The following is a 14,268-nucleotide window of genomic DNA, read 5'->3' on the forward strand; positions in this document are numbered from 1 at the left end:
AAGGGTCGAGGCACTTCGGGCCGCGACGGCTGGCTGCGACGGCGGCGGGCGAAGGAGGAACGATGACCCGCCCGGGACTGCCCAAGCTGATCGCCACCGACCTCGACGGGACGCTCGTCCGCAGCGACGACACCGTCTCCGCGTACACCCACGAGGTGCTCGACCGGGTGCGGGCCGCCGGGATCCCGGTGGTCGGCGCGACCGGCCGCGGACCCCGGCTGACCGAGCTGACCCGCAACGACATCCGGGCCGCCGACTTCCTGGTGATGGCCGGCGGCGGCCGGGTGGTGGACCAGAGCGACCCGGCCGGCCCGGTGGTGCTGCGCGACGAGCGGCTCGCCGGGGACGTGCTGGCCCGGCTGCTGGCCGACCTGGAGGCCGCGGTGGGGCCGCTGACCGTGATGGTCGAGGCGTCGGACGAGCACAACGCCCCGCTCTGGGGCGACTACCACGCGAGCTGGCCCTACCAGGACGCGTTCGAGGCGCGCAGCCGCGCCGAGTGTCTCTCCGGCGACGTGATCAAGGCGTTCGTCCGGACCGCCGACCACCACGTCGACGAGCTGCTCGCGCGGGCGCGGCGGATCGTGCCGCCGCAGGTGGCGACGCTCACCCAGGCCGGGCTGGGCTTCGTCGAGATCTGCCCGCCCGGGGTGGACAAGTCCACCGGGCTGGCGGTGGTGGCGCAGACCCTCGGGGTCGACCCGGCCGAAGTGCTGGTCTTCGGCGACATGCCCAACGACCTGCCGATGTTCGACTGGGCCGGCTGGGCCCGGGTGGCGGTGTCCAACGCCCACCCGGCGGTCCGGTCCGCCGCCGACGAGATCACCCTGCGCAACGACGACGACGGGGTGGCGGTGTACCTCGATCGACTACTGTCCCGCTGATGGCAGAGACACCCCGGCTGATCGCCACCGACATCGACGGCACCCTGCTGACCGACGACCGGACGGTGAGTCCGCGCACCGCGGCGGCGCTGGCCCGGATCACCGCCGGGGGCACGCCGGTCGTGCTGGTCACCGGCCGTCCCATCCGCTGGCTCAAGCTGGTGTACGACCAGCTCGCCGAGCCGCTGCCGGCGATCTGCGCCAACGGCGCGGTGGTCTACGACCCGGTCGCCGACGAGGTGCTCCGGGCCGACCCGCTCGATCCGCACCTGCTCGCCGAGGTGGCCCGCCGACTGCGGGCCGAGGTGCCCGGGGTGAGCTTCGCGGTGGAGATCGTGGACAGCCGGCAGATGCGGCACGAGGCGCACTACCCGCTGCGCTGGGACGCCGACCTCGACGCGATCCGGGCGGTCGAGACGCCCGACGAGCTGCTCTCCGCCCCGGCGGTGAAGCTGCTGGCGCGCGCCGGGGAGCAGGACCCGGACGCGTTCCTGGCGCTGGTCGCCGGGGCGCTGGAGGGGCTGGCCGAGGCCACTCACTCGTCGTACTCGGGGCTGGTGGAGATCTCCGCGGCCGGGGTGACGAAGGCGGCGGGATTGGCCTGGTACTGCGCCCGGCTCGGCATCGCCGCCCGGGACGTGCTGGCCTTCGGCGACATGCCCAACGACGTGCCGATGCTCACCTGGGCCGGCCGTGGGGTGGCGGTGGCCAACGCGCACCGCGCCGTCCTGGAGATCGCCGACGAGGTCACCTCGGCGAACTCGGTGGACGGCGTGGCCGCGTACCTGGAGCAGGTCTTCGGGGTGGGCTGAGCGGGTCGGGAGACCCCGGCCCCGGCGCGACGGGCGGCCGGGGTCTCCCGACCGATGTCAGAGGTACTGGCCGGTGCTGTGCCCCTCGTTGCCCGACGGCTGCCCCATTCCGGGCATCCCCGGCACCATCCCGCCCGGGCCGCTGGGCAGCGCCTGCCGGCCGGAGCGCATCTGCTCCAGCTGGACCCGGGCGGCCATCTGCTGGGCGACCAGGGCCGCCTGGATGCCGTGGAACAGGCCCTCCAGCCAGCCGACCAGCTGGGCGTGGGCGATGCGCAGCTCACCCTCGCTCGGCGTCTGCTCCTCGGTGAAGGGCAGCGAGATCCGCTCCAGCTCCTCGCGCAGCTCCGGGGCGAGGCCCTCCTTGAGCTCGACGATCGACCGCTCGTGGATCTCCCGCATGCGGTTGCGGCTGGCGTCGTCCAGCGGAGCCGCCTTGACCTCCTCCAGCAGCTGCTTGATCATGCTGCCGATCCGCATCACCTTGGCCGGCTGCTCGACCAGCCGGGTCGGGTCCTCGCCCTGTCCCTCCTCGGTCTGCACCGTGCCGACCGGCCGGCCGTCCGGGCCGACCACCACCACGGTGCCGGCGTGGCCGGTGTCGCCGGGACCCGGCTCGTCGTTCTGTCCAGAGCGCGTTTCGGTCATGGGATCCATCTTTACCCAGCCCGCCCCGCCGGTGCTCGCCGGGACCGGGGTCGGTGGCCGGGAACCACCCGGGCGGGCGCTACCGTCTGGCCATGCCCGCCGACCCCCGCGCCGTCCTCACCCGTCCGGCACCCCCGCCGGACCACACAGTGGCCTACGGCGAGCACCCGGACCAGATCGCCGACCTGCGCCGCCCGGCCGGCGCCGGGCCGGCCCGGCAGCTCGTGGTGGTGGTGCACGGCGGCTTCTGGCGGGCCGAGTACGACCGCTGCCACACCGGGCCGCTGGCCGCCGCGCTGGCCGCGCTGGGTCACCCGGTGGCGCAGCTGGAGTACCGCCGGACCGGGCAGCCGGGCGGCGGCTGGCCGGGGACGCTCTCCGACGTGGTGGCGGGCGTGACGGCGCTGCCCCGACTGGCCGCCGACGCCATGCCCGGCCTCGTCGGCGCCGGGGCGCCGATCCTGGTCGGCCACTCGGCCGGCGGCCAGCTGGCGCTGTACGCGGCGGCCACCGTTCCGGCCGTGGCCGGCGGCGTGCTGGCCCTGGCCCCGGTCAGCGATCTCGCCGAGGCGTACCGGCTGGACCTGGACGGCGGCGCGGTGGCCGCGCTGCTGGGCGGCGGCCCGGCGGAGTTCCCGGACCGGTACGCGGCCACCGACCCGCGGGCTCTGGTACCGCCGCAAACACGGACAGTAGTCGTACACGGTGCGCTGGATGAGCAGGTGCCGGTGACGATGAGCCGGGCTTACGTCGCCGCCAGCCGGGCAGCGGGGGCGGACGTCCGGCTCGTCGAGCTGTCGGAGTGCGAGCATTTCGGGCTTATCGACCCGGAGTCGTCGGCCTGGCCGCAGATAACAACCGCTTTCCGAAGCTTGCGTGAAGATCACTAATTATTGACGCAGCGTCGCCAAGCAGGTAGAACGCCGAGGGGGCGCTGATCAGCGCTGCAACGCTCCCCCGGAAGGAACTCGGTGTCGCAGATGAACCGCAGGCGGGCACTCCAACTGCTGGCCGCCCTGGGTACTGCCGGATTCGCAGCCGGATGTGGCTCGGAGTCGGAGGGCGAACCGGTCACCACCGCGAGCCCGATCAAGATCGGCCTGGTGGCGCCGCAAACCGGCAGCCTCAAGGCGATCGGTGACGAGATCCTCAGGGGTTTCGAACTCTTCCTCGACCTCAACGCGCAGCGCCTCGGCGACCACCCGGTCACCCTGGTGACCGCCGACGAGGGCGACTCGCCGGCGAGCGGCAAGAAGGCCGTCGAGGGCCTGCTCAAGGAGGGCGTGCTCGCCCTCACCGGCGTGGTCGACTCGGAGGTCATGGCGGGCATCCGGGACACCGTCGAGCAGGCCCGGGTGCCCCTGGTGGGCTCCAACGCCTCGCCGACCAGCCTGCAGAGCGTCGTCTACATCTGGCGAACGTCGTACGTGCTGGACGAGGCGGGGCGGGCCCTCGGCCGCTACCTGAAGGACGAGCTGAAGCCGACCGACAAGCTGGCCATCATCGTGCCGGACGACGTCGGCGGTCGGGACGTGGTGCGCGGCTTCCGGGAGGAGTTCGGCGGGTCCGACTCGCGGATCAAGGACCCGGTGATCTGGACGTCGGCGACCGCGAGCCCGAAGAAGTCGGACTACGCCGACGACATCCGCACCGCGCTCAACCGGAAGCCGGCGGCGCTGTTCTGCCACTTCTCCGGCGAGGCCGCTGTCGAGTTCATCCGGCAGGTGCGCCAGGCCGGCTTCACCGGGACGATCTACGCGCCCGGCTTCCTCACCGAGGGCACGGTGCTGGAGAGCATCAAACCCAAGGAGTACGCGCTGGGCATCCGGACCGCGCTGAACTACTCGGCCGACATCAACAACGCGGCCAACCGCCGGTTCGCCGCCGCCTACCGGAAGAAGTACAACCAGTCCCCCACCACCTACGCGATGGCCTCGTACGACGCCGCGCAGGTGCTGGACCAGGCCATCCGGTTCGCCGGTGGGGAGCCCACCCCGCAGCAGGTCAACCTGGCGCTCGGCAAGATCGGCCAGATCGACAGCCCGCGCGGGATCTGGCAGTTCAACCAGCCGCGCACCCCGCAGCAGAAGTGGTACCTGCGCGAGGTGCAGAACGACGGCCAGGTGCTCTCCAACATCCTGATCAACGAGCTGGCCACGCTCGGCTGAGCGGAGCACCCCGCGAACGCGCCGGGGCCGGCCTCCCGTCGGGAGGCCGGCCCCGGGTCGTACCGGCGCTGGTCCGGCTCAGTGGCGAAGCTGGGCTCCGGCTCAGTGGCGAAGCTGGGCTCCGGCTCAGTGGCGCAGCTCGGCGATGCAGCACTTCACGCTGCCGCCGCCCTTCTTCAGCTCGGCCAGCTCCACCGGCACCGGGTTGTAGCCGGCGGCCTTGAGCTTGCCGGCGAGCCGGGTCGCCTCGCTGTTGAGCACCACGTTCGCGCCGTCGCTGACCAGGTTCAGGCCGAACGTCATGGCGTCCTCGTCGTCGGCCACCACGGCGTCCGGGAAGAGCTGGGCGAGCACCCGCTGGCTGGCCGCGGAGAACGCCCCCGGGAAGTAGACGATGTTGGTGTCGTCGATCGAGGCCAGCGCCACGTCCAGGTGGTAGAAGCGCGGGTCGACCAGGCGCAGCGACACCACCGGGCGGCCGAGCGCCTCCTGCGCCTCGGCGTGCGCGGGCAGCTCGGTGCGGAAGCCGTGCCCGGCGAGGATCAACCCGCCGTGCGCCTCCGGCAGGTACGCGAAGTCGCCCTCGCCCTCGTTGGTCTCGCTGGGTGCGATGAACCGCCAGCCGTTCGACTCGTAGAAGGCCCGGTGCGCGGCCGCCTCGGCGGTCCGCTGCTCGTGCTTGAACTGGGCGCCGTAGACCGTCCCGTCCACGACGAAGGCGCCGTTGGCGGCATACACCATGTCGGGCAGGCCCGGCTCGGGGCTGAGCAGGTGCACCTCGTGGCCGAGACCGACCAGGGTCTCGCGCAGCCGGTCCCACTGCTTGACCGCCAGCTCCGGGTCGACCGGCGTGGTCACGTCCATCCACGGGTTGATCGCGTACTCGACCGCGAAGTGCTCGGGCGAGCACATGAGATATGTCCGCTTTCGCGGGACTCGCTGCTGGTTCACGGTCACCAAGAGTAGGTACCGTACAACTTTGGTAACAGCCACAACCATTGCATGCCAGAGGCGGAACGTTGCAGATAGATGCGGTTGACCAGCGGATCATTGCGTTGCTCGTCGCGGACGCCCGCGCCTCGTACGCGGACATCGGCACCCGGGTGTCACTCTCCGCCCCGGCGGTCAAGCGCCGGGTCGACCGGTTGCGCGCCGCCGGGGTGATCCGGGGATTCACCGCCGTCGTCGACCCGGCAGCGGTCGGCTGGACCACCGAGGCGTTCGTGGAGTTGTTCTGCGCCGGCCGGACCACCCCGGCCCAGATCGGCGTGGCCGCCCGCCGGCACCCGGAGGTGGTCGGCGCCTACACCGTCTCGGGCGAGGCCGACGCACTGGTGCACCTGCGGGCGGCGGACATCGCCCACCTGGAGGCGGCCCTGGAACGGTTGCGCGCCGAGCCGTTCGTGACCTCCACCCGCAGCACCATCGTGCTGTCCCGGCTGGTCGAGTCCCCCGGCGTCGGCCCCTCCGCCGGCTGACGCCGCCGCGCCCCGGCGGCAGTACCGCTGGGGCCCGCGGCGGCGGGATCGGGCGGCGAGGCCGGGCGGTGGCGAGACCGGACGGCCGGGCGGGAACCGGGCCGGGGCGGCCGGCGTCGAACCGGCCATGAAACGGGGAGTGCCCACCGCCGCGGCCACCACGCTGGTCGCGCTCGCCCTGCTCGCCGGCAGCACTACCGGGTCCGCGCCGATGCCGGTCCCGCCGCCGGCGCCGCCGCAGCCAGCCGCGCTCCGGCTGGTCTCCTTCGACTCCTGCGCCGAGGCGCTCGCCGGGCTGCGCGCCGCCGCGTCCGCCTCGGTCGGCCCGTGGGGCTTCTCCGGCGGCTGGCGTACCGCCGTGGCCCTGGACGCGGCCGGGGCGGCCGAGAAGGCGGCCCCCGGCGCGCGGGCGGCCGGCGCCGCGGCCCCGGAGCACACCGGCACCAACAACCACGAGGCCGACGCCGACGAGCCGGACCTGGTCAAGACCGACGGCCGGCGGATCGTCACGGTCACCGGCAACGTGCTGCGGGTGGTCGATCCCGCCACCCGCCGGATCACCGGCCGTCTCGACCTGACCCGGACCACGCCGGTGGTCGGCTGGGCGCAGAACCTGCTGCTGCACGGCGACCGCGCCCTGGTGCTCGTCGCGGGGGCGCAGGTACGGCCGGACCTGGCGGCCACCCGGCCGGCCGGGCAGCACGAGACCGACGCCCGGCTGCTCCTGGTCGACCTGACCGGCGCGCCCCGGATCACCGGGACCTACCGGATCGAGGGTGATCTGGCGGACGCCCGGCTGACCGGGAGCACCGCCCGGGTGGTGATCCGGTCGGCCGCCCGGCTCACCTTCCCGTACGCGGAGCGGGCCACCGACGCGCAGCGGACCGCTACCAACCGGGCGGTGATCGCGGCCGCCGGGATCGACGCCTGGCTGCCGGCGTACGAGTGGACCGACGGCCCGCTCCGGCACACCGGCCGGGTCGGCTGCGAGCGGCTGAGCCGCCCGGACCGCTTCTCCGGCGCCTCCACGCTGACCGTGCTCAGCTTCGACCTGGCCGCCGACCGGCTCGGCGACGGCGACCCGGTCAGCGTGGCCGCCGACGCGGACACCGTCTACGGCACCGGGCGGAGTCTCTACCTCGCCGGGCAGCGGCCGCCGGACCGGCCCGGCTCGCCCCGCTGGGGCCGGGCGACGCCCGCGCAGGCCACCGACATCCACCAGTTCGACACCGCTGCCCCGGGCCGCCCCCGCTACGTGGCCACCGGCTCGGTGCCGGGCTGGCTCGTCAACCAGTACGCGCTGTCGGAGTGGCAGGGACACCTGCGGGTCGCCACCACCGTCGACGACGTCCGAACCAGCCGCCGGCCGTCGGAGTCCACCGTCCACGTGCTGCGCCCGGACGGCGGCACGCTGACGCCGGTGGGCTCGGTGACCGGCCTGGGCCGGGGCGAGCGGATCTACTCGGTGCGCTTCCTCGGCGCGGTCGGGTACGTGGTCACCTTCCGGCAGACCGACCCGCTCTACTCGCTCGACCTGACCGAGCCGACCGCGCCCCGGGTGACCGGCGAGCTGAAGATCACCGGCTACTCGGCGTACCTGCACCCGCTGCCCGACGGGCGGCTGCTCGGCGTGGGGCAGGAGGCCGACGGCCGGGGACGGACGCAGGGGCTCCAGGTCTCGCTCTTCGACGTCCGGGATCCCGCCCGACCGACCCGGCTCGACCAGTACCACGTGCCGGACGCGTACTCCTCGGTGGAGTTCGACCCGCACGCCTTCCTGTACCACCCCGACAGCGGCCTGGTCGCCCTCCCGGTCGACGACCACGTCCGGCTGCTCCGGGTGACCGGGGACGTGATCAGCGAGGTCGGCCCGGTCCGCCACCCGAGCACGGCCGGCATGGTGAGCCGCTCGCTGCTGGTCAGCGGAGCGCTCTGGACCGTCTCCGAGGCGGGCCTGCGGGCCACCGACCCGGCCACCACGCGGAGCCTCGCCTGGCTCCCCTCGACCTGATCCGCCCTCCCCACGGGTGGGGCCCGGTTTCTTCGGGGACTCCGGGCCCCACCCACCAGGGAGGTCAGAGGTACATGCCGGTGCGGTGCTCGCCCTCGTCCCGCCGGACCGGCTTGTCGCCCTCGCCGAAGAAGCGCTTGCCGCCGAACTCGCCGTGCAGCCGGTCGTCCAGTTCGTCCGCGAGCCCGGTCATGACCTGCACGGCGAGCATCAGGTGGGTCGGCTGGAAGTTGCGGCCGAACACCGGGATGGACGCCCAGACGGTGTCGTCGGCGCAGTACAGCCGGCCGATCGGCATCCGGTTGGTCAGTTCGGAGAGCTTGACGTAGAGCCGCTCGGTCGGCTCGACCTCGGTGAGCACCGGGGAGAAGACGTCGACCAGGGGCGGGTTGTCGCGCACCCGGACGAAGACCATCGCCGACCCGGCCCGGATGTTGATGTCGCCGTCCGAGTCGACCTGGAGCCGGTCGGAGTCCGACTTCAGCATGGTGGAGACCACCGTGCGGACCCGCTCGGCCAGCGCCAGCACGTCGCCCTCGCCGGACTGGTTCGCGGCGGCCGCGGCCGCCAGCGCCTCGTCCAGGTCGGCCTCGACGTCCCGGTCCGGGCCGAACTCGCTGCGCGCGGTGCCGAGCGGCTCGACCGGCAGCGACTCCCCCTCCGCGTCGTGCACCAGGTAGACCAGGAAGGCCGGGTGCGGAGCGCCGTAGACGTCGCGGAGGGTACGGGAGAGCAGCGCGGACAGCCGCGCGGCGTCCCCGGTCGAGGAGTCCAGCCCGAAGTACTCGCCGGAGCCCTCCACCACGCCCGGCGGCGACCAGCCCAGCGCGATCATGTCCGCCACCGCGTTGCGGTCCAGGCGGTAGCCCTGCGGCAGGCTGGCGTTGCCGACGGCCCGGGCGGCGAGCACCCCCTCCGGGCCGGCGTCGACGCTGACCGAGTAAATGGCGTCACCGGTGCCGGAGGCGGTCGGGTCGAGGGTCACCTCCAGGTGCGCCCCGGCCGGCAGCGCGGCCAGCCGGTCGGCCAGCGCGCGGGCGAACTCCTGCCACGCCTGGGTCACCTTCGCCCGCAGGTCGGCCGTGCTCGGCTCGTCGAGCAGGATCGACTCGTGGTGCGCCGGCGTCTCGCCGGGCGAGCCACCGGCCGGCGCCGAGGGGTGGTCAGCCGTCATGATCGCCTCCGTCCGTCAGGGGTCACCCTACCCACGCGGCCAGGGGGCCGAATCAGCCCCGACCGGGATCGGACAGCGGTGGCGGACGGCCGGTCAGGCGGGGGTGTCGCCCGGGCGGTCCGCGCCGAGTTCCACCGGCCACCCGCCGGCCAACGCGACGAGCCGGGCCGCCGCGTCCGCCGGGTCCGCGCCGCGCCCGACGGCCAGCCCGAGCAGGTACGCGCTGACCGGCGCGCCCGGCCGCAGCACCTGGTGGGCCACCTCCTTGGCCAGGTCGAGCACGGCTGGCACCGGCACCTGGGCCGGGTCCAGGCCGAGTTCGGCACAGGCCGCCGTGACCCAGTCGTCCATCACCGTCATCGCACCCACTCCTCCGCCCGGCGTACGTCCGAGTCAGTGTCGCAGTCGAACCAGGGCGGCGGGCCGGCACCGGGCCACGGCACCTCGCGGACGGTCAGCCCGGCCAGCAGGGCGCGGATCGGGGCGCCGGCCAGTCCCCGCCCGGCGGCGAGCCGGTCGACGGCGGCCCGCAGCGGCGGCACCCGCCACACCCCGCAGAGGGTCTGCCGCCGCCCGGCGTCGTCCACGAAGCAGGCCCCGTCCGGCGCGGTTCCGGGCCGACTCCCGGTGGCCGCCCCCGGCGCACCGGCCCCGACCGGCGGCTCGTCGAGCCGGAGATCGTGCCCGGCCGACCCGCCGGCCGCGTCACGGCGGTCCGGCCCGGCGTCGAGGTCGCGCGGCGGGGGCTCGGCGTCGAGGTCGCGCGGCGGGGGCCCGGCGTCGAGGTGGCGCAGCAGGTGGGCGATCGCCTCCCGGGTGAGCAGCGGCAGGTCGCCGGCGAGCAGCGCGACCACCGGGGTGCCCGGTTCGAGCAGGGCCAACCCGGCGGCCGTGGCGGCCACCGGCCCGCCGCCGGGCGGCTGCTCCCGGGTCACCCGGACCCCCTCGGGCACCAGCCCGGCCGGCCCCACCAGGATGCGCGGACGGGCGTCGGCGACGGCCGCCAGCACCCGGTCCCGCATCGGGCGGCCGCCGACCGGGCGGGCCGGTTTGTCCACCCCGCCCATCCGGCGCGCCGCGCCGCCCGCCAGCACCACCGCCGCGTACGCCCTCACCCGGCCACGGTAGCCCTGCGGGCCGTCCGGCGGGCGGGGCAGGATGGCGGGATGGGACGGGCGACTGACCGGCGGAGCGTGCTCCGGATCGACCTCGACGCGGCGACCGACGAGCGCGCGGCCGTCCGGCGGCGGGACAGCCTGAGCGTGGAGGAGCCGCTGGAGATCCGGGTCGGCCCGGCCGGGCCGGGCCGGCGGCAGCCGCTGGCGGTGACCATGCGCACCCCCGGCGACGACCTGGACCTGGCGATCGGATTCCTGCTCACCGAGGGGCTGATCCGGTCGGCGGACGACGTGCACACCGCGCAGCTCTGCGCCGGCGCGGAGACGCCCAACACGTACAACGTGGTGGACGTGGTGCTGGCGCCCGGCGTGCCGGAGCCGACCACGGACCCGGCCCGGAACTTCTACACCACCAGCTCCTGCGGGGTGTGCGGCAAGGCGAGCATCGACGCGGTGCGGACCCGGTCGGTCTTCGCGGTGGCGGACGACCCGGTGGGCGTGCCGGCGGCGGTCCTCGCGGAGCTGCCGGACCGGTTGCGGGCGGCGCAGAAGGGCTTCGACCACACCGGCGGGCTGCACGCGGCCGGCCTGTTCACCGCGGCCGGTGAGCTGGTGGTGCTGCGCGAGGACGTGGGCCGGCACAACGCGGTGGACAAGGTGGTCGGCTGGGCCGTCCGGGAACGGCGGTTGCCGCTGACCGGGCACGTGCTGCTGGTCTCCGGGCGGGCGAGCTTCGAGCTGACCCAGAAGGCGTGGATGGCCGGGGTGCCGGTGCTCGCGGCGGTCTCCGCGCCGAGCACCCTCGCCGCCGACCTGGCCGAGGAGGCCGGGCTGACCCTGGTCGGCTTCCTGCGCGGCCGCACCATGAACGTCTACGCCCACCCGCACCGGATCTCGGTCTGAGCGCGGCCGCGCCGGTCAGAGGTCGACGAAGCGGCCGAACAGCTCCAGCCGGACGGCGGCGTCGCGGGCCAGCAGGAACCCGGCGATGCCGAGGATCCAGCCCATCGCGCTGCCCGCGGACCGGACGATCCACGCGTTCAGCCGGGCCAGCAGCGGCTCGATCGCGGCCGGCCAGGCCACCCGGGCGGCCAGCAACAGCGTCGCCGGCAGCACCATCACCAGGCAGTAGCCGGCGAGCAGCGCCACCACGGCCGCGGCGTCCAGCCCGGAGGTGGTCAGCAGGCCCAGCGCGCCCAGGTACGGCAGCATCGTCGCCACCTCGGCCAGCGCGGCGAGCAGGGCCAGCCCGACCAGCCAGCGCGCGGAGGAGTCACCGGAGGTGGCCCGGTCCCGCCAGCGCAGCACCGCACCGCCGCCCGGCCGCTTGCGCTTACCGTCGTAGCGGAAGCTGAGCGCGAACAGCCCGACCCCGAGGACGAGTTGGCCCCAGAGCACCGGCCGGTTGTCCAGCGCGCCGCCGAGCGCGTCGGCCAGCCGGCTACCGCCCCAGACCAGCAGCAGGCCGACCGCGAGGTAGAAGCCGGCGATCGTGCCGAGGTAGAGCAGGATCCGCCGGGCGTCGACCCGGCCGGGGGTGAGCAGCAGCCACACCGGGATGAAGAGGGTGCCGATGCTGGTGCTGTCGACCAGCGCCAGCCCGACGAGCGCGAGCAGCAGCCCGATACTCATGACGGGCCGACGGGTAGAGCGGGCACCTGATCATTGTCCAGGTTCACCCGGACGATCGACACCCCCGGGGGACGAGCCGGGCGTACCGCGTCAGCGTCTCCAGCGGGAGCCCCGAAACCTATTGACAATCGATAGGTAACGAGTGATAGTCGATGTATGATCACAGAGCATCGGGCGGTAGCCCCTCTCCGGGTCTTCCTCGTGTTGTTGTTCGGGATCCTGGTCGTCTTGCAGACCTTCTCGCTGCCCGGGCAGTTCGCGCACATGGCCGAGGAGTCGCCGGACCAGGCGTACCTGCGGTGGCCGCTGACCGCCCTCGCGGTGTTCTGGGTGCTCTGCGCCCAGGTGGTGATCGTGGCCACCTGGCAACTGCTCACCATGGTCAAGAACGACCGCATCTTCAGTCCGGCCTCGCTGGTCTGGGTGGACGCGATCGTGTGGGCCGTCGCCGCCGCCTGGGTGGTGCTCGTCGGTGTCTTCCTCTACGTCGGCTTCAACGCGGACGACCCCGGGCTGCCGCTGCTGCTGTTCCTGATGGTGACCGGCGTCGCGGTGCTGGGGCTGTTGATGGTGGTCATGCGGGCGCTGCTGCGCCAGGCCACCACGCTGCGCACCGACATGGAAGCGGTGATCTGATGCCCATCGTCGTCCGCATCGACGTGGAGCTGGCCAAGCGCAAGATGAGCGTCGGCGAGTTCGCCGAGCGGGTCGGGCTCACCCCGGCGAACGTCGCGGTGCTGAAGAACGGCCGCGCCAAGGCGGTCCGGTTCAGCACCCTAGAAGCCATGTGCCGGGTGCTCGACTGCCAGCCCGGCGACCTGCTCGAGTGGGTCGACGAATGAGCGACCACCGGGCACCGCACTGACCACATCGACCACGGCGCCCGCGCACCGGCGAGATCGGCGGCGGGTTCGCCGCCGGAGGGAGAACCCGTGAAGTACGTCCTCGCCCTCGTCGCCCTGCTCGGCGTCGCGCTCGGCGTCGCCGGTGTCGTGTACGGGGAGGCCGACGACTCGCCCGGCCTCCAGCTCCTTGGCGTCGCGCTCGTCGTCGGCGCTGTCGTGTTCGGCGTGCGGACCGCCCGGCGCAGCCGGTAACGGCACCGGTCCCGGCCCGGTCCCCGCTCAGGGGCCGAAGGTGAAGGCGTACGCGCGGAAGCCGGGTCGGTCGGTGACCAGGGTCAGCAGGTGGTCGTCGCGGGACGCCCCGGCGACGAGGCGGATCATGGCCGCCCGGTCGATGTGGGCCACCGCGTCCGGGCCGACGTCGGCGCCGCGTTCGGTGCCGATCGGCTCCCCGTCGAGCAGTACGCGGACCGGGACCGGCCGGCCGGGTCCGGGGTCGACGACCAGGTTCACCTCGCCGGCGTTGAAGGGCAGCCCGAGTTCGCCGGTCCCGCCGGCGAGTTCGACGTACTCGCCGCTGTCCCGCCAGTCGCCGGTCAGCGTGAAGCTGCCCGGGACCCGCCGGTCGGTGCCGACGTACGTCTCCTCGGTGAGATTGGCGTACGTCGGCGGGGTGGTCGCGGCGAAGGCCGCCACCTCCGGGGTGACCGGCGGCAGGTCGCGCTCCGGCACCGTGGCGGCGAGCAGCCGCCGGATCTCCGCCTCGGTGCGGTCGTAGTCACCCTCCCCGATCCACCGGTCGGCGAGATTCCCGTCCGCGTCGAAGAGGTACCGCGCCGGCCAGGCGATGTTGCCCAGGCCCGCCCAGACCCGGAAGTCGTTGTCCAGCGCGACCGGGTGGGTCAGGCCGTGGTCGCGGATGCCCTGGTCGATGTTCTCGGCGTGCCGGCCGAACTCGAACTCCGGGGCGTGCAGGCCGATGACGGTCAGGCCGACCGGCCCGTAGTCGCGGTGCCAGGCCCGGACGTACGGGGAGGTGCGGATCCAGTTGACGCAGGTGTACTCCCAGACGTCGATCAGCACCACCCGGCCGCGCAGCGCCTCGGGAGTCAGTGGCGGCGAGTTCACCCACCGCTGGACCTGGAACGCGGGGATCGGCATCGTCAACCGCCGGCCCGCTCGACGCGGGGCACCGCGAGGAACCCGGTCAGCGCCGCCGGCAGCCGGCCGGGAGGCTGCTCGGCGACGGGACACCGGCTGGCGGATGAGCTCAACCCGATCTCCTCACCTGTCGGGGCCGCGTCCACCCTGGCCCTGGACCCGCCGATTCTCCCGGCGCCGGCACCGGCCGGGAGGCGGCACGACGGGCGACTCACCCGGTCGAGGTACCGCGACGTACGCGGGCCGGTGGTGACCGGATACGCGGGCCGCTGTGACCGGTGCGCGGCGGCACCCGGCCGGCCGGGGCGGCTGTCAGCAGGGGGCCGGAGCGCGGCAG

The 14,268-nt window shown here is 74.1% G+C and carries 17 protein-coding genes; 10 read left to right on the top strand and 7 right to left on the bottom strand.

Annotation, left to right across the window (positions count from 1 at the left end):
- The first annotated feature begins 62 nt into the window (after window positions 1-62).
- Window positions 63-884, top strand: a complete 822-nt coding sequence (locus SM577_RS21915) for an HAD family hydrolase (RefSeq protein WP_302922550.1) — start codon at window positions 63-65, stop codon at window positions 882-884.
- Complete coding sequence (locus SM577_RS21920) at window positions 884-1,696, top strand: HAD family hydrolase (RefSeq protein WP_302922549.1); 813 nt, start codon at window positions 884-886, stop codon at window positions 1,694-1,696. The genes SM577_RS21915 and SM577_RS21920 overlap by 1 nt, the downstream gene beginning before the upstream one ends.
- Window positions 1,697-1,753: 57 nt before the next feature.
- Here SM577_RS21920 and SM577_RS21925 read toward each other — a convergent pair whose 3' ends face one another.
- The gene (locus SM577_RS21925) at window positions 1,754-2,353 is read right to left on the bottom strand and encodes a bacterial proteasome activator family protein (RefSeq protein ID WP_302922548.1); all 600 of its coding nucleotides are present in this window, start codon (window positions 2,351-2,353) and stop codon (window positions 1,754-1,756) included.
- An 83-nt stretch (window positions 2,354-2,436) separates the two neighbouring features.
- On the opposite strand from SM577_RS21925, the gene SM577_RS21930 reads away from it, so the two are divergent.
- Together SM577_RS21930 and SM577_RS21935 are read left to right on the top strand one after the other, a co-directional pair.
- A complete protein-coding gene (locus tag SM577_RS21930; protein ID WP_474587852.1) occupies window positions 2,437-3,234 on the top strand; it encodes an alpha/beta hydrolase family protein in 798 nt (265 codons plus the stop codon).
- 81 nt (window positions 3,235-3,315) lie between these two features.
- The gene (locus SM577_RS21935; protein ID WP_302922546.1) at window positions 3,316-4,512 is read left to right on the top strand and encodes an ABC transporter substrate-binding protein; all 1,197 of its coding nucleotides are present in this window, start codon (window positions 3,316-3,318) and stop codon (window positions 4,510-4,512) included.
- A gap of 126 nt (window positions 4,513-4,638) precedes the next feature.
- Here the strand turns inward: SM577_RS21935 and ddaH are convergent, their stop codons facing one another.
- Window positions 4,639-5,472: a dimethylargininase gene (gene ddaH, locus SM577_RS21940; RefSeq protein WP_368051289.1), complete on the bottom strand. Its 834-nt coding sequence runs from the start codon at window positions 5,470-5,472 to the stop codon at window positions 4,639-4,641.
- Between the two features lie 59 nt (window positions 5,473-5,531).
- Between ddaH and SM577_RS21945 the strand changes: the two genes are divergently transcribed.
- A complete protein-coding gene (locus SM577_RS21945; RefSeq protein ID WP_302922545.1) occupies window positions 5,532-5,990 on the top strand; it encodes an Lrp/AsnC family transcriptional regulator in 459 nt (152 codons plus the stop codon).
- A gap of 127 nt (window positions 5,991-6,117) precedes the next feature.
- Complete coding sequence (locus tag SM577_RS21950; protein ID WP_474587853.1) at window positions 6,118-8,001, top strand: beta-propeller domain-containing protein; 1,884 nt, start codon at window positions 6,118-6,120, stop codon at window positions 7,999-8,001.
- 64 nt (window positions 8,002-8,065) lie between these two features.
- Here SM577_RS21950 and SM577_RS21955 read toward each other — a convergent pair whose 3' ends face one another.
- From SM577_RS21955 to mobA, 3 genes are all read right to left on the bottom strand, one after another.
- Window positions 8,066-9,175 (bottom strand): T3SS (YopN, CesT) and YbjN peptide-binding chaperone 1, encoded by a 1,110-nt coding sequence (locus SM577_RS21955; protein ID WP_474580222.1) that lies wholly within the window; start codon window positions 9,173-9,175, stop codon window positions 8,066-8,068.
- Between the two features lie 93 nt (window positions 9,176-9,268).
- Window positions 9,269-9,535 (bottom strand): DUF6457 domain-containing protein, encoded by a 267-nt coding sequence (locus SM577_RS21960; RefSeq protein ID WP_474580221.1) that lies wholly within the window; start codon window positions 9,533-9,535, stop codon window positions 9,269-9,271.
- Window positions 9,532-10,290, bottom strand: coding sequence for a molybdenum cofactor guanylyltransferase (gene mobA / locus SM577_RS21965; RefSeq protein ID WP_302922541.1), 759 nt, complete (start codon window positions 10,288-10,290; stop codon window positions 9,532-9,534). Before mobA ends, SM577_RS21960 begins: the two co-directional genes overlap by 4 nt.
- A 51-nt stretch (window positions 10,291-10,341) precedes the next feature.
- Between mobA and fdhD the strand changes: the two genes are divergently transcribed.
- Window positions 10,342-11,196, top strand: coding sequence for a formate dehydrogenase accessory sulfurtransferase FdhD (fdhD, locus tag SM577_RS21970; RefSeq protein WP_474587854.1), 855 nt, complete (start codon window positions 10,342-10,344; stop codon window positions 11,194-11,196).
- A gap of 15 nt (window positions 11,197-11,211) precedes the next feature.
- Here the strand turns inward: fdhD and SM577_RS21975 are convergent, their stop codons facing one another.
- Window positions 11,212-11,925 (bottom strand): GAP family protein, encoded by a 714-nt coding sequence (locus SM577_RS21975; RefSeq protein ID WP_474587855.1) that lies wholly within the window; start codon window positions 11,923-11,925, stop codon window positions 11,212-11,214.
- 156 nt (window positions 11,926-12,081) lie between these two features.
- On the opposite strand from SM577_RS21975, the gene SM577_RS21980 reads away from it, so the two are divergent.
- The 3 genes from SM577_RS21980 to SM577_RS21990 all read left to right on the top strand — a co-directional run bounded on the left by SM577_RS21980 (window position 12,082) and on the right by SM577_RS21990 (window position 13,022).
- Window positions 12,082-12,561: a DUF2975 domain-containing protein gene (locus SM577_RS21980; protein WP_302922538.1), complete on the top strand. Its 480-nt coding sequence runs from the start codon at window positions 12,082-12,084 to the stop codon at window positions 12,559-12,561.
- Window positions 12,561-12,767, top strand: a complete 207-nt coding sequence (locus tag SM577_RS21985; protein ID WP_026874506.1) for a helix-turn-helix domain-containing protein — start codon at window positions 12,561-12,563, stop codon at window positions 12,765-12,767. Before SM577_RS21980 ends, SM577_RS21985 begins: the two co-directional genes overlap by 1 nt.
- A 90-nt stretch (window positions 12,768-12,857) precedes the next feature.
- Window positions 12,858-13,022, top strand: a complete 165-nt coding sequence (locus SM577_RS21990) for a hypothetical protein (RefSeq protein ID WP_302922537.1) — start codon at window positions 12,858-12,860, stop codon at window positions 13,020-13,022.
- A 27-nt stretch (window positions 13,023-13,049) separates the two neighbouring features.
- On the opposite strand, the gene SM577_RS21995 is transcribed toward SM577_RS21990, so the two are convergent.
- On the bottom strand, window positions 13,050-13,931 hold the full coding sequence (locus tag SM577_RS21995) for a thioredoxin family protein (protein ID WP_474587856.1): 882 nt from the start codon (window positions 13,929-13,931) through the stop codon (window positions 13,050-13,052).
- Between the last annotated feature and the right edge of the window lie 337 nt (window positions 13,932-14,268).

Source organism: Micromonospora desertarenae, from assembly GCF_056150265.1.